Annotated in this window: 16 protein-coding genes; 6 read left to right on the top strand and 10 right to left on the bottom strand. The window is 67.6% G+C overall.

The window, feature by feature from the left end:
* Positions 1 to 17: 17 nt before the first annotated feature.
* Both HPS01S_RS05640 and HPS01S_RS05635 read right to left on the bottom strand, forming a co-directional pair.
* Entirely contained in the window at positions 18 to 350 is a 333-nt protein-coding gene (locus HPS01S_RS05640; RefSeq protein ID WP_066152221.1) for a hypothetical protein, read from the bottom strand.
* Positions 347 to 913: a cob(I)yrinic acid a,c-diamide adenosyltransferase gene (locus HPS01S_RS05635; protein WP_066152218.1), complete on the bottom strand. Its 567-nt coding sequence runs from the start codon at positions 911 to 913 to the stop codon at positions 347 to 349. Before HPS01S_RS05635 ends, HPS01S_RS05640 begins: the two co-directional genes overlap by 4 nt.
* A gap of 213 nt (positions 914 to 1,126) precedes the next feature.
* Between HPS01S_RS05635 and HPS01S_RS05630 the strand changes: the two genes are divergently transcribed.
* The 4 genes from HPS01S_RS05630 to HPS01S_RS21940 all read left to right on the top strand — a co-directional run bounded on the left by HPS01S_RS05630 (position 1,127) and on the right by HPS01S_RS21940 (position 4,571).
* Complete coding sequence (locus HPS01S_RS05630) at positions 1,127 to 1,429, top strand: EF-hand domain-containing protein (protein WP_066152215.1); 303 nt, start codon at positions 1,127 to 1,129, stop codon at positions 1,427 to 1,429.
* 107 nt (positions 1,430 to 1,536) lie between these two features.
* On the top strand, positions 1,537 to 2,961 hold the full coding sequence (locus tag HPS01S_RS05625) for an FAD-binding oxidoreductase (protein WP_066152212.1): 1,425 nt from the start codon (positions 1,537 to 1,539) through the stop codon (positions 2,959 to 2,961).
* 120 nt (positions 2,962 to 3,081) lie between these two features.
* Positions 3,082 to 3,660, top strand: a complete 579-nt coding sequence (locus HPS01S_RS05620; protein WP_066152566.1) for a tetratricopeptide repeat protein — start codon at positions 3,082 to 3,084, stop codon at positions 3,658 to 3,660.
* 68 nt (positions 3,661 to 3,728) lie between these two features.
* Positions 3,729 to 4,571, top strand: a complete 843-nt coding sequence (locus HPS01S_RS21940) for a hypothetical protein (RefSeq protein ID WP_066152209.1) — start codon at positions 3,729 to 3,731, stop codon at positions 4,569 to 4,571.
* Between the two features lie 139 nt (positions 4,572 to 4,710).
* Here the strand turns inward: HPS01S_RS21940 and sugE are convergent, their stop codons facing one another.
* From sugE to mnmG, 8 genes are all read right to left on the bottom strand, one after another.
* Positions 4,711 to 5,025, bottom strand: coding sequence for a quaternary ammonium compound efflux SMR transporter SugE (gene sugE / locus HPS01S_RS05610; RefSeq protein WP_066152204.1), 315 nt, complete (start codon positions 5,023 to 5,025; stop codon positions 4,711 to 4,713).
* A 230-nt stretch (positions 5,026 to 5,255) separates the two neighbouring features.
* Positions 5,256 to 6,176 (bottom strand): ParB/RepB/Spo0J family partition protein, encoded by a 921-nt coding sequence (locus HPS01S_RS05605; protein WP_066152201.1) that lies wholly within the window; start codon positions 6,174 to 6,176, stop codon positions 5,256 to 5,258.
* A 47-nt stretch (positions 6,177 to 6,223) separates the two neighbouring features.
* On the bottom strand, positions 6,224 to 6,730 hold the full coding sequence (locus tag HPS01S_RS05600; protein WP_066152198.1) for a hypothetical protein: 507 nt from the start codon (positions 6,728 to 6,730) through the stop codon (positions 6,224 to 6,226).
* Positions 6,727 to 7,278, bottom strand: coding sequence for an RBBP9/YdeN family alpha/beta hydrolase (locus tag HPS01S_RS05595; RefSeq protein ID WP_066152195.1), 552 nt, complete (start codon positions 7,276 to 7,278; stop codon positions 6,727 to 6,729). Before HPS01S_RS05595 ends, HPS01S_RS05600 begins: the two co-directional genes overlap by 4 nt.
* A gap of 29 nt (positions 7,279 to 7,307) precedes the next feature.
* Positions 7,308 to 8,078: a ParA family protein gene (locus tag HPS01S_RS05590; RefSeq protein ID WP_066152192.1), complete on the bottom strand. Its 771-nt coding sequence runs from the start codon at positions 8,076 to 8,078 to the stop codon at positions 7,308 to 7,310.
* A gap of 18 nt (positions 8,079 to 8,096) precedes the next feature.
* Complete coding sequence (locus HPS01S_RS05585; protein WP_066152190.1) at positions 8,097 to 8,711, bottom strand: LysE family translocator; 615 nt, start codon at positions 8,709 to 8,711, stop codon at positions 8,097 to 8,099.
* A gap of 477 nt (positions 8,712 to 9,188) precedes the next feature.
* The gene (gene rsmG, locus HPS01S_RS05580; RefSeq protein ID WP_066152185.1) at positions 9,189 to 9,854 is read right to left on the bottom strand and encodes a 16S rRNA (guanine(527)-N(7))-methyltransferase RsmG; all 666 of its coding nucleotides are present in this window, start codon (positions 9,852 to 9,854) and stop codon (positions 9,189 to 9,191) included.
* Positions 9,851 to 11,848 (bottom strand): tRNA uridine-5-carboxymethylaminomethyl(34) synthesis enzyme MnmG, encoded by a 1,998-nt coding sequence (mnmG, locus tag HPS01S_RS05575; RefSeq protein WP_066152181.1) that lies wholly within the window; start codon positions 11,846 to 11,848, stop codon positions 9,851 to 9,853. Before mnmG ends, rsmG begins: the two co-directional genes overlap by 4 nt.
* 137 nt (positions 11,849 to 11,985) lie before the next feature.
* On the opposite strand from mnmG, the gene HPS01S_RS05570 reads away from it, so the two are divergent.
* Positions 11,986 to 12,255 carry a TfoX/Sxy family protein gene (locus tag HPS01S_RS05570; RefSeq protein ID WP_066152564.1) on the top strand — a complete coding sequence of 90 codons (270 nt, stop codon included), beginning with the start codon at positions 11,986 to 11,988 and terminating at the stop codon, positions 12,253 to 12,255.
* Positions 12,252 to 12,830: a Crp/Fnr family transcriptional regulator gene (locus HPS01S_RS21720; RefSeq protein ID WP_133155448.1), complete on the top strand. Its 579-nt coding sequence runs from the start codon at positions 12,252 to 12,254 to the stop codon at positions 12,828 to 12,830. Before HPS01S_RS05570 ends, HPS01S_RS21720 begins: the two co-directional genes overlap by 4 nt.
* The last annotated feature ends 33 nt before the right edge of the window (positions 12,831 to 12,863 follow it).

Genomic DNA, 12,863 nt, shown 5'->3' with positions numbered 1-12,863 from the left:
CGCCGGCCGGCGGCGGTTCACACCGCCCGTTCGCAGCGGCCTTGCGACTGGGCCAGGCCGCGGAAGTCGCTCTGCCAGGACAGCCGCGCCACGTCGATCTGGATGCGCTCGTTGTCCAGCGCGGTGAGGATGACCGTGCCATTGACCGCAAAGCTGTGCACCGGCACGCCGTCGATGCCGACCGCACTCACACGCTGGTCGTCGTAGCTGATCTCGACCCGGCGCACCCAGATCTCCCGCGCCGGCGCGTAGACCGCCTCGCAGACCAGGCCGACGCGGCTGGCGGCGGCCGCGACCACCCCGGGCGCCGCGAGCACCAGCGCCAGTGCCATGAGCAGCAGCGGTTTCACTCCTGGCCGCCCTGCTGCAGCCGCTCGCTTTTCCAGTACACGTCGTCGCCGCCGTTCATGCGGTTGAGCACACGCGCGAGCACGAACATCAGGTCGGACAGGCGGTTGAGGTACTGGCGCGGCGCCTCCTTGATGGCCTCTTCGTTGCCCAGGGCCACCAGGTGCCGCTCGGCGCGGCGCGCCACGGTGCGGCACACATGGGCCTGGCTGGCGGCGCGGTTGCCGGCGGGCAGGATGAACTCCTGCAGGCGCGGCAGCTGTTCGTTGTAGGTGGCCAGGGCCTCGTCCAGCGCCAGCACGGCCTCGGGCTTGAGCAGCTCGTAGTCGGGGATGGACAGCTCACCACCAAGGTTGAACAGCTGGTGCTGGATCTCGACCAGCAGCGTGCGCACATCGGCCGGCATGTCTTCGCACAGCAGCAGGCCGATGTGGGAGTTGAGTTCGTCCACGTCGCCCATCGCGTGCACGCGCAGGCTGTTCTTGGACACGCGGGCGTTGTCGCCCAGACCGGTGGTGCCGGCGTCGCCGGTGCGGGTTGCAATTTGGGATAGGCGGTTGCCCATGGAGGTCTCCTGCTGCCGCGGCGCACCTGTTGCGCGCCGCACCGGACCATTGTCCGTGAAAGCCGGCGACGGGGGCATGGTGCTGTAAGCGAAGGCTCACAAATGTGTCTGAGGCAAGCAGAGCATGCGTGCGGAAACAGGCGGCAAAAACGCTAGCCCTGTGCGGCCATCGACGGTGCAATGGGCGTCCCTTCAACATTCAAGGAGTGACCCATGTCCCGACGATTTGTCCGTCTCACCTCGTTCGAAGCCCGCAGCCTGCTGCTGATCGCCGGCGTCACCCTGGGGGTGGCCGGCAGCGCCTACGCGCAGAGCACCGCCGCCCCGGCCAAGCCCGCGGCCACCGACACCGAGATCACGGCCGCCTTCACCAAGGCCGACAAGAACGCCGACGGCAAGCTCAGCAAAGACGAAGCCACCACCCTGCCGGCCCTGGCCGCCAAGTTCGACAGCGCCGACGCCGACAAGGACGGCACGATCAGCGCGGCCGAATTCGGCAAGGCCATGAAGATGTGATGTACCGGGTGGGGGCAGTCCCGTGCGCGCTGTTCGCGGCGGGACGCCCGGTCTACACTGCCGGCTGATCACGGGCGCGACAGGCCCGCACCGACCAGGAGACCGCCATGAACGCCCCCACCACCGCCTCCCACCTCGCGCCCGAGCTTTCGCTGCGCGAGGTGCCCCCCGCACTCATCCAGGCCCTGCAGTCGCGCTTTGGCGCCCGCTGCTCCACCGCCCAGGCGGTGCGCGAGCAGCACGGCCGCGACGAGTCGATCTTCGAAGTGCCGCCGCCCTCGGCCGTGGTGTTCGCCGAGTCCACGCAGGACGTGGCCGACGCGGTGAAACTGGCCGCGCAATACAAGGTGCCGGTCATTCCCTTTGGCGTCGGTTCCTCGCTCGAAGGCCACCTGCTGGCCGTGCAGGGCGGCATCAGCATCGACGTCAGCCGCATGGACCAGGTGCTGTCCATCAACGCCGAAGACCTCACCGTCACCGTGCAGCCGGGCATCACCCGCATGGGCGTGAACAACGCGGTGAAAAGCGAAGGCCTGTTCTTCCCCATCGACCCGGGCGCGGACGCCTCGATCGGCGGCATGACCGCCACCCGCGCCAGCGGCACGAATGCCGTGCGCTACGGCACCATGCGCGAGAACGTGCTGGCGCTGGAAGTGGTGACCGCGCAGGGCGAGATCATCCGCACCGGCACGCGCGCCAAGAAGTCCTCCGCCGGCTACGACCTCACGCGCCTGATGGTGGGCAGCGAAGGCACGCTGGGCGTGATCACCGAAATCACGCTCAAGCTCTACCCGCTGCCCGAGGCCATCTCCGCCGCGACCTGCTCCTTCCCCACCATTGAGGCCGCGGTGCGCACCGTGATCCAGGTGATCCAGCTGGGCGTGCCGATCGCGCGCTGTGAGCTGATCGACGCCAACACCGTGCGCATGGTGAACGCGCACAGCAAGCTGGGCCTGCGCGAGGAACACATGCTGCTGATGGAATTCCACGGCTCGCCCGCGAGCGTGAAGGAGCAGGCCGAGACGGTGCAGGAGATCGCCGGCGAGTTCGGCGGCAACGCCTTCGAATGGGCGACCACGCCCGAGGAGCGCACGCGCCTGTGGACCGCGCGGCACAACGCCTACTTCGCCGCCATCCAGAGCAGGCCCGGCTGCCGCGCCATCAGCACCGACACCTGCGTGCCGATCAGCCGCCTGGCCGACTGCCTGCTCGACTCGGTGGCCGAGGCCGACGCCAGCGGCATCCCCTACTTCCTGGTCGGCCACGTGGGCGACGGCAACTTCCACTTCGGCTACCTGATCGACCCGGCCAAGCCCGAAGAGCACCACACCGCCGAAGCGCTGAACCAGAAGCTGGTGGCGCGCGCGCTCGACTTGGAAGGCACCTGCACCGGCGAGCACGGCGTGGGCCTGCACAAGATGGACTTCCTGCGCCGCGAGGCCGGCGACGGCGCCATCACCGTGATGCGCACCATCAAGCGCGCACTGGACCCGGACAACATCCTCAACCCGGGCAAGATCTTCGCGCTCTGAGCCCGGCACCTCCTCCACGCAGGGGAGCCAGCGGTCCGGAGCCCGAGGGTCGGACCGCTGTGCAGCAAGAAAATGGCGCTGTACACTTTTTTCTTCTGTCACACCCCTGCAGGCGGTCCCATGAAACAACTCTGCCTTTCCCTGCTGCTGGTGTCTTCGGCGGCCTTTGCCCAGGACACCATCCGCATCTGCGACGCCAGCGGCTGCTCCGACCGGCCACGCAACACCGCGACCTTCGAAGCCGAGCTGGCCGCCCAGCCCGACCCGGCCCAGAACCCCAAGCTGCTGGCGCTGGAGGCCATGGCCGCCAAGGACCCCCGCGCGGCCTACGACCTGGGTCTGCGCTTCTTCCGCGGCGATGGCGTGAAGAAGGACAGCTACCTGGCCATCAAGTGGATGCGCGACGCCGGCGAGCGCGGCGACTTCAAGGCCGCCCAGGCCCTGGGCCGCTTCTACCTGTTCGGCCTGGAAGAAATGGGCTCCGATCCCGTTGAAGCCGAGCGCTGGCTGATGATGGCCGCCGACAAGGGCGACAAGGAAGCCAAGAAGCTGCTCACCCAGGCGCGCAAGGCCAAGGAGCAGGCGCAGACAGACTACGAATGGCGTGAAACCGTGCGCAAGAACGGCTGGGTGGCGGGCTGGTACAGCGGCTACGCCTACCGCACCTACTGGCGCGACGGCCGCTGGCACTACTATTGACCCCCCCGGCGGGCCGGCTCATCCAAAGCGGCCAGCCATGTTTTTTGACTGACACCAGGAAGGTATCCATGAAACTGAACACCACCCCCTCCCGCGTTGCGATCGCCCTGGCCCTGGGCCTGACGCTCACCGCCTGCGGCGGCGCGGGCGGCGGCCGCGTGACCACCGGCTCCAGCCCGACCGCCGCCACCGGCGCCGCCGCCGGCGGCACCAGCGTCGGCGCCAACGAATCGCTGGAGCGCTGCGCTTCGCCGCTGGGCACCCTGGCGGTCGACGACGGCCGCGGCAAAGAATGGTGGGGCAGCTTCGGTGCCGCCACCCAGGTCACCACCATCGAGCCGCTGATCCGCCTGGCTGTGGCCCAGTCCAACTGCTTCGTGATCACCTCGATCGGCAACAACAAGACCGAGAGCAAGATCTCCGCCATCACCGACAAGCAGCGCAACTCGGGTGAGTTCCGCGCCGGTTCGCAGCAGCAGAAGGGCCAGCGCGTCGCGGCCGACTACTACCTCGAACCCGCGATCATCATCGACAACGAGTCGACCGGCCAGGTGGTCGGCGCGCTGGGTGGCCTGCTGGGTGGCCGCAACCGCAACCTGGCCGCCATCGCCGGTGGTCTGGAAAGCAAGGCCTCGGTCGTGACGCTGACCATGTTCGACATCCGCTCGGGCGTGCAGATCGCGATCTCCGAAGGCAACGCCACCGCCACCAACTACGGCGCGGCCCTGAGCGCGTTCGGCCCCAGCGCGGCCGGTTCGCTCGGCGGCTTCTCGCGCTCGCCGGCCGGCAAGGCCACGGTGGCCGCGTTCACCGACTCCTACAACCAGATGGTCATCGCCCTGCGCAACTACAAGGCACAGGAAGTCAAGGGCGGTCTGGGCAAGGGCGGCCAGCTGAAGGTGGGGAACTGATCTCCCCTCCTCCGCGCGACGCAACCAGATAGAGGCTCTCCGGTGAGAGCCGACAGGTCCGCCCCAGTCAACGACTGGGGCGTTTCTTTTTCCAGGGGGGAAGGCCCGTCGCAGCCGTGGCCTCTCGGTGCACGACGCTCTACGTCGTCAGCTTCAGCCCCACGATGCCCGCGAGGATGAGGCCCACGCATGCCAGCCTGCCGAAGGTGGCTGGTTCGTTGAAGAGGAGCATTCCCAAAACGACCGTGCCCACGGCCCCGATGCCCGTCCACACCGCATAGGCGGTGCCGACAGGCAGGGTGCGCATCGCAAGGCCGAGCAATGCGACGCTGACAACCATCGCGCCGATCGTTCCTGCCGTTGGCCAGAATCGCGTGAATCCTTCGGTGTACTTCAATCCAATTGCCCAGCCAATTTCAAAAAGGCCGGCAACAACCAGAAAGAACCAAGTCATGGAGCGGCTCCCTGGTACAGGCGTACCAGACTGCGGGTCGTCCCGTGGGAGAGAAACGCCGACGAGGTCGTCCTCGCCAGCGGCGGGCCACAAGGCGTGTGGTCTCGCGGCATGCCTCTGAATCGAGGGTCACGAGTGTAGCCACATGCCCTGAATGCGGCGTTTTCCAGCCCCGGGAGCCTCATGTTCCATGGGTGGTAAGAACGCCACAAAAACGAAACCTGCCGGAGTCAGCGCTCGTTGCGCAGCCTGTCGATCAGACCGTTGAGCTCGTCCAGCGAGCCGAACTGGATCGCCAGTTCGCCCATCTCCTCGACGCGGCCGTGGCGCTTGACGCGCTTCTTGATGCGCACCTCGACCTCGGCGGTCAGCAGGTCGGACAGCTCTTCCTCGACCCGGCGGATGTCGCGCGACTTTTCCTTCTTGGGCTGCTGCGGCACCAGGTTGAACTCGGCGCCGATCTTCTTGACCAGGTTCTCGGCCTCGCGCACCGACAGCTTCTTCGCCGCGATCTGGTTGCCCGCCGTGATCTGCGCCGCCTTCTCCAGCGACAGCAGCGCGCGCGCATGGCCCATGTCGATGTCGCCGGCCATCAGCATGGTCTGCACCGGCTCGGCCAGCTGCAACAGGCGCAACAGGTTGGACGCGGCCGAGCGCGAGCGCCCCACAGCCTGCGCGGCCTGTTCGTGCGTCAGGCCGAATTCCTTCACCAGCCGCTGCAGGCCCTGCGCCTCTTCCAGCGGGTTCAGGTCCTCGCGCTGGATGTTCTCGATCAGTGCCATCGCCGCGGCGGACTCGTCGGGCACGTCGCGCACCAGCACCGGCACCTCGGCCAGACCCGCCAGCTTCGAGGCGCGGAAGCGCCGCTCGCCCGCGATGATTTCGTACTTGCCGGCATTCGGCCCGTCGGCCAGCTGGCGCACCAGGATGGGCTGCATGATGCCCTGCGCCTTGATCGACTCGGCCAGCTCGTAGAGCGCGCCCTCGTCCATGCGCGTGCGCGGCTGGTAGACGCCGGCGACCAGCTGGTCCAGCGCCAGGCGGCTGGGCGTGCCTTCAGCGGCGGGGGCCGCAGCGGGCGCGTCGGCGACCTTGGGTCCGAGCAGGGCTTCGAGTCCGCGGCCAAGGCCCTTGGGTTTTTTGGTGACCATGGTCTGGTTCCTTCTTTCTGTTTGTTCTTGAAATGACGTCCGGTGGTTCAGCCGTGCGTGGCCGTCCTACTGGTCAGGCGCTCGCCCAGCCAGCCTCGTTGCAACCAGAACAGCACCACGAATCCCGCCAGGACCCACCACCAGTGGGCGGTGTCAAACCCCGTCTGGTCTGCGCGCACCGGTAGCCGCGTGGCCTCCACCAGGACCGCGACCTCGACCGCAGACAACAGCCCCACCACGGGCGTCAGCCACACCGGCGCAGACGGAGGGACCGCAACCGCTTCCTGGCGGGTTTGGCGCAATCTCTGCCGCAAGCGCACAAACCGAAGACAACAACCCAACCCGAACAGGGCGACCAGCGCGGCCAGGTACAGCTTGCCGGTCAGGGCGGCGAGCGGCACACCCACCACCGACGCCAAGGCGCCCGCGGCCTCGACCACCAGGAGCACACGCCCCTGGACAGCCACCTTCGTGCGCGCCAGCCACCCTGTGTCCCGCCTTGCTTCAGCCACCGGAGACACCGGGCTGTTTTTCGGACTGCGCAGCAGCCTCATTGAGGACCTTGCAAAGGCGCCAACTCGCGGAGCATGGTCACGCCCTCCGGCCAGTCGCCCAACCCGGACTCCGCGTTGATGTGGCCGCGCTCGCCGTAGTCGATGAAACGCGAGCCCCAGCTCCCGGCCAGGGACTGCGCCTTGTTGAAGCTGCAATAGGGGTCGTCGCGGCTGCCGACCAGGATGCTAGGGAACGGCAGGCGCTGGCGCACGATGGGCGCCCAGCTGGGCAGCAGGGGACGCAGCTCGTCGCGCTCCGGGTCGCCGGGCGCGACCAGCAGCGCACCTTGCACGCGGTCGGTGCTGCGCGAGACCTCGGCCCAGGCGGCCGTGAGGATGCAGCCCAAGCTGTGTGCGACCAGCAGCACCGGGCCGTCACAACCCAGGACCACGTCCTCTAGCCGGGCGATCCAGTCGCCGCGTCTGGGCGTCATCCAGTCGTGCTGGTCCACGCGGCGGTAGCCGTGCAGGGCCTCCCAGCGGCTCTGCCAGTGTTCGGGGCCGCTGTTCTGCCAACCGGGCAGGATCAGGACATTCTCTGGTTTCATATGGGGTTCAGCGAAAGCCGGCGCTCACATCACATCTTGCGGATGCGCTCGACCATCTCGTTGGCAAAGGTGATGAAGGCCTGGCTGCCGCGGGCCGACGGGTCGAACACCACGCCGGGCAGGCCGTAGCTGGGCGCCTCGGCCAGGCGCACGTTGCGCGGGATCACGGTGTCGAACACCTTGTCGCCGAAGTGGGCCTTGAGCTGGTCGCTGACCTGTTGTTGCAGGGTGATGCGCGGGTCGTACATGACGCGCAGCAGGCCGATGATCTGCAGGTCGGGGTTGAGATTGGCGTGCACCTGCTTGATGGTGTTGACCAGGTCGGTCAGGCCTTCGAGCGCGAAGTACTCGCACTGCATGGGCACGATGACGCCGTGCGCTGAGCACAGGCCGTTGAGCGTGAGCATGGACAGCGAGGGTGGGCAGTCGATGAGCACGAAGTCGTAGTCGGCGTCCACGGCGGCCAGGGCGGTTTTCAGGCGCTGGTCGCGGCGTTCCAGCTCGACCAGTTCGACCTCGGCACCGGCCAGTTCGCGGTTGGCGCCGAGCACGTGGTAGCTGCATTTTTCGGAATGGATGGCCGCTTCGGCTACCGAGGCCGACTCCAGCAGCACGTCGTAGACCGACAGCGCCATGCTGCGCTTGTCCACGCCCGAACCCATGGTGGCGTTGCCCTGCGGATCGAGGTCGACCATCAGCACGCGCTGCCCTACCTTGGCCAGACCAGCCGCGAGGTTGACGGTGGTGGTGGTCTTGCCGACCCCGCCCTTCTGGTTGGCCACGCAAAAGATCTTCGCCATCTGTTCGGACCTCGGTGCTTATTTGGAGATGGCCAGCTTGACGCCGAAACCGATGAGGAAGACGCCGGCGAGCTTGTTCAGCGTCTGGGTGATGCGCGGGTTGGCGCGCATGCGCTCGGCCAGGAAGTGGGTCAGCAGCACGACCGTCAGGCCGTAGAGGAAGGTCAGGAAGGCGATGGTCGCGGCCATGGCACCGAAGGTGATGAGCCCCTGGTGGCGCGTCGGGTCGACGAAAAGCGGGAAGAAGGCCATGTAGAAGACGATGGCCTTGGGGTTGAGCAGGGTGATGGTGACGGCCTGCTGGAAGAACTGGCTGGGGCGGATGTTGAGCACGGGCGCGTCGCCGGGTTTGGCAGTGAGCATTTTCCAGCCCAGCCAGGCGAGGTAGGCGGCGCCGGCCCATTGCACGAAGCTGAAGGCCGTGGGGTAGGCGGCGAGCAGCGCGGCCACGCCGGCCACGGCCAGCCACATCAGGACCTGGTCGCCGGCGATGACGCCGAAGGTGGCCGCCATGCCGCCCCGGATGCCGCCTTTGCCGGTGGAGGTGATAAGGGCGAGGTTGCCCGGGCCGGGGATAGCGAGGAACAGGACGATGGCGGCGACGAAGGCGCCGTAGTCAGCGATGCCGAACATGGGGGGCTTTCTCTGGGGTGGAGCGGTCGAGTTTACGTGAGGGGTGTTTTCTTTCGGCTGGCTTTGTGGTTTGAGTGCCGCTTGTTTCGCTCAACCGTTGTTCTGAGGGGGCTGCGTCGCGTGGCCGAGCTCTGGTCCAGCTCGCGGTCTGGCGGGTCTGAACGCTTGCGTAGCCTCGTCAACGCCGTGCTGGTTCGCCTCCTCATTGGCAACCGCGAATCGTCCCGCCGCCCATCCACACGCCACAGCCCCTCCAGCGAAACAGGGCGAGCCATCGGTGGTGCGCCCACATCACCTCTCACAGACCGTTGGCGATGTGCGCGGGCGCAGGCCCCATTCGCGGTTGCCCACGCGGCGGCGAACAGGCCCAGGGTTGACGAGAGGGGTTCAGCGGACCCGGATGTTCGCCCGCGAGGTGGGCCGGAGAACGCGCATGTCGCCAATGGCCTGGCGCGAGGTCTCCACGAGGAACAGCACTCAAGCCAAAGCAGCAGGCCGAAGCCAAACGATGCACCGCTCCGCATCCAGACCTGGCACCTTCAACTGTTCCACGTGAAACACCGACACATCCGCAGGCAAGGCTGACAACTCGTCCGCCGGGTGCCTGCCCTTCATCGCCATCCACACCGCCCCCGGCTTCAGCGCCGAACGCGACCAGGTCGTGAAATCCACCAGCGAGGCAAATGCGCGCGAACAAACCACGTCGTAGCCACCGCCCTCCTCCGCCTTCAGCGACTCCACCCGCGCATGAATGCCACGCAGGTTGGGCAGCTTCAGCGACGCCGCCACCTGCTGGATGAAGGTCGACTTCTTGAGCACCGTGTCCACACAGTGCACCTGGATCTGCGGGCAGGTGATGGCGATCACCACGCCCGGCAGCCCACCACCCGACCCCACATCCAGCAACTTCACAGACTCACCGCCCGTCTGCCGCAGCAGCGGCGCGACGGCGGCCAGACTGTCCAGCAGGTGGTGCGTCAGCATCTCCTGCGGGTCGCGCACCGCTGTCAGGTTGTAGACCTTGTTCCACTTGGCGATCAGGTCCTGGTAGGCCAGCAGCTGGTCCACCTGGGCGTCGCTCAGGGTCAGGCCGAGCTCGCGCAATCCGGCTTCGAGCGCCGGTTTCAAAGCAGCCGCGCTCATGCGCCCTGCTCTTCCGTGGTGCGGGCGAAACCCTTGAAGCCGCCTTTTTTCAGGTGGATCATCAGCAGCGAGATGCTGGCCGGCGTGATGCCCGAGATGCGCGAGGCCTGGCCCAGCGTCTCCGGCCGGTGCTTGGCCAGTTTCTGCCGCGCCTCGAACGACAGCGCCGTGACCTGTGCGTAGTCCAGATCCGGGGGCAGCTTCAGGTGCTCGTAGTGGGCGGCACGCTCGACCTCGTCCTTCTGCCGGTCGATGTAGCCCGAGTACTTGGCCGCGATCTCCACCTGCTCCACCACCGCGTCGTGCAGCTCGCCCAGTGTTTCACGTGAAACCACAGGCCGCGCATCCTGATCGTCCGGCTGGGCCACCGGCGCCCAACGCCCTTCGCCCATACCCATCAGGACCGGATACGACACACCCGGCCGGCGCAACAGATCGAACAGGTTGTATTCGCGCTCGATGGCCTTGCCCAGCACCCGCTCGGACTCGGCGGCTTCGAGAATGCGCGGGTTCACCCAGGTGGATTTCAGGCGCTCTGTTTCACGTGAAACCGCGTCGCGCTTGCGGCTGAACGCGTCCCAGCGGGCATCCTGAACCAGGCCCAACTGTCGCCCGATTTCGGTCAGGCGCATGTCGGCGTTGTCCTCGCGCAGCTGCAGGCGGAACTCGGCCCGGCTGGTGAACATGCGGTAGGGCTCGGTCACACCCTGGGTCACTAGGTCGTCGACCAGCACGCCCAGGTAGGCCTCGTCGCGGCGCGGCAGCCAGGCGTCCTTGCCCTGGCACTGCAGCGCGGCGTTCAGCCCGGCAAACAGGCCCTGGGCCGCCGCCTCTTCGTACCCGGTGGTGCCATTGATCTGGCCGGCGAAGAACAGGCCCTGGATCTGTTTGGTCTCGAAGCTGCTCTTGAGCGAACGCGGGTCGAAGTAGTCGTATTCAATGGCGTAGCCCGGCCGCAGGATGTGGGCGTTTTCCAGCCCCGGCATGCTGCGCACCAGCGCGTACTGGATATCGAACGGCAGGCTGGTGCTGATGCCGTTGGGGTAGACCTCGTGCGTGGTCAGGCCCTCGGGCTCCAGGAAGATCTGGTGGCTGTCCTTGTCGGCGAAGCGGTTGATCTTGTCTTCCACGCTGGGGCAGTAGCGCGGGCCGACGCCCTCGATCTTGCCGGTGAACATGGGGCTGCGGTCGAAGCCGCTGCGGATGATCTCGTGCGTGCGCTGGTTGGTGTGGGTGATCCAGCAAGGGATCTGGCGCGGGTGCATGGCCGTGTTGCCCATGAAGCTGAACACCGGCACTGGCAGGTCGGGGTTCATGCCGCCGGGCACGCCGTCGCCCGGCTGCTCGGTGCACTTCGACCAGTCAATCGTCCGCCCGTCGATGCGCGGTGGCGTGCCGGTTTTCAACCGACCCTGCGGCAGCTTCAGCTCCTTCAGCCGCGCGCTCAGCGACACGGCGGGCGGGTCGCCCGCCCGGCCGGCAGCGTAGTTGTTCAGGCCAACGTGGATCTTGCCGTCCAGGAAGGTGCCCGCCGTCAGCACCACGGTGCGGCTGCGGAAGCGGATGCCCACCTGCGTCACCGCGCCGACGACCCGGTCGCCTTCCACCATCAGGTCGTCTACCGCCTGCTGGAACAGCCACAGGTTGGGCTGGTTCTCCAGCATGCGGCGGATGGCGGCCTTGTACAGGATGCGATCGGCCTGGGCGCGGGTGGCGCGCACGGCCGGCCCCTTGCTGCTGTTGAGGATGCGGAACTGGATGCCGCCCTCGTCCGTGGCCAGCGCCATCGCCCCGCCCAGCGCGTCCACCTCCTTGACCAGGTGGCCCTTGCCGATGCCGCCGATGCTGGGGTTGCAGCTCATCTGGCCCAGCGTCTCGATGTTGTGGGTGAGCAGCAGCGTGGCGCAGCCCATGCGCGCGGCCGCGAGCGCGGCCTCGGTGCCGGCATGGCCACCGCCAACGACGATCACATCGAATTCCTGGGGGTACAACATATATATAGAGCGCGTAAGGGAGCGGCCCAGTCCGGCCGATGGTTCCTGGCGATGTTTCACGTGAAACACGCTTCGGCGGCCTGCCCTGGCCGCTCGGAAACCCGGTATTGTCCCATCAAGCCTTTTTCCGCGCAGCCATGCCCACACCCCACGATCTCCCCGGCCTCGGCCCCAAGTCGATGGACATGCTCGCCGCCGCCGGCATCCATGGCCGCGCCGACCTGGAGGCGCTGGGCTCGGTGCGCGCCTACCTGCGGGTCAAGGCCGCCGGACAGAACGCCAGCCTCAACCTGCTCTGGGCGATGGAGGGTGCGCTGACCGGGCAGGACTGGCGCAAGGTTGCACGGGCGGAGCGCACCCGCCTGCTGCTCGAACTGGACGCCGCACAGGAAGCGATGCGGCCATGAACCACGCCCTCCTGGACCACCTCACGCACACGCTGGGCGCCCTGCCCCCTTCCGCCGCCAACTTGTGCCGGGACGCACAGCCCCTGAACCTGTCCAGGGGCCAGGACCTGCTGCACGAAGGCGGGCACTGGCAACACCTCTGGTGGCTGGAGCGCGGGGCCTTGCGCCTGTATTACCTCGACCGCGACGGCCAGGCCGCCAACAAGAACTTCTATCTGGACGGTGCCCTGGTCTGGCCGATCACCCCGGCGCTGCGCGAACAGCCGGTGCACTTCTGGGTCGAGGCGCTGGAACCGGCCCGGGTCTGGCCGCTGCCCTGGGCCGCCTGGGCCCGCAGCACCGAGGCCTTCGCCCCCTGGCGGGCACTGGAGCACCGCGTACTCGCCTCCCTTCTGCAGGACAAGATGGCGCGCGAACACGCCTTCCTCCAACTCAGCGCCACCGAACGCTACCTGGCCCTGCGGGCCGAACACCCGGACTGGCTCGCCCGCATCCCATTGCGCCAGCTCGCCTCCTGGCTGGGCATCACCGATGTGGCGCTGTCGCGCATCCGGCGGCGGCTGAACCCGGGTTAAGGCGGCACCGCGCCGACAGGCTCACAGTGGTGG

Origin of the sequence: Hydrogenophaga pseudoflava NBRC 102511, from assembly GCF_001592285.1 — a bacterium.
GTDB classification, from domain to species: Bacteria; Pseudomonadota; Gammaproteobacteria; order Burkholderiales; family Burkholderiaceae_C; genus Hydrogenophaga; species Hydrogenophaga pseudoflava.
The sequence above is the reverse complement of the archived record's forward strand: the minus strand, read 5'-3'. Positions and strand labels throughout refer to the sequence as shown.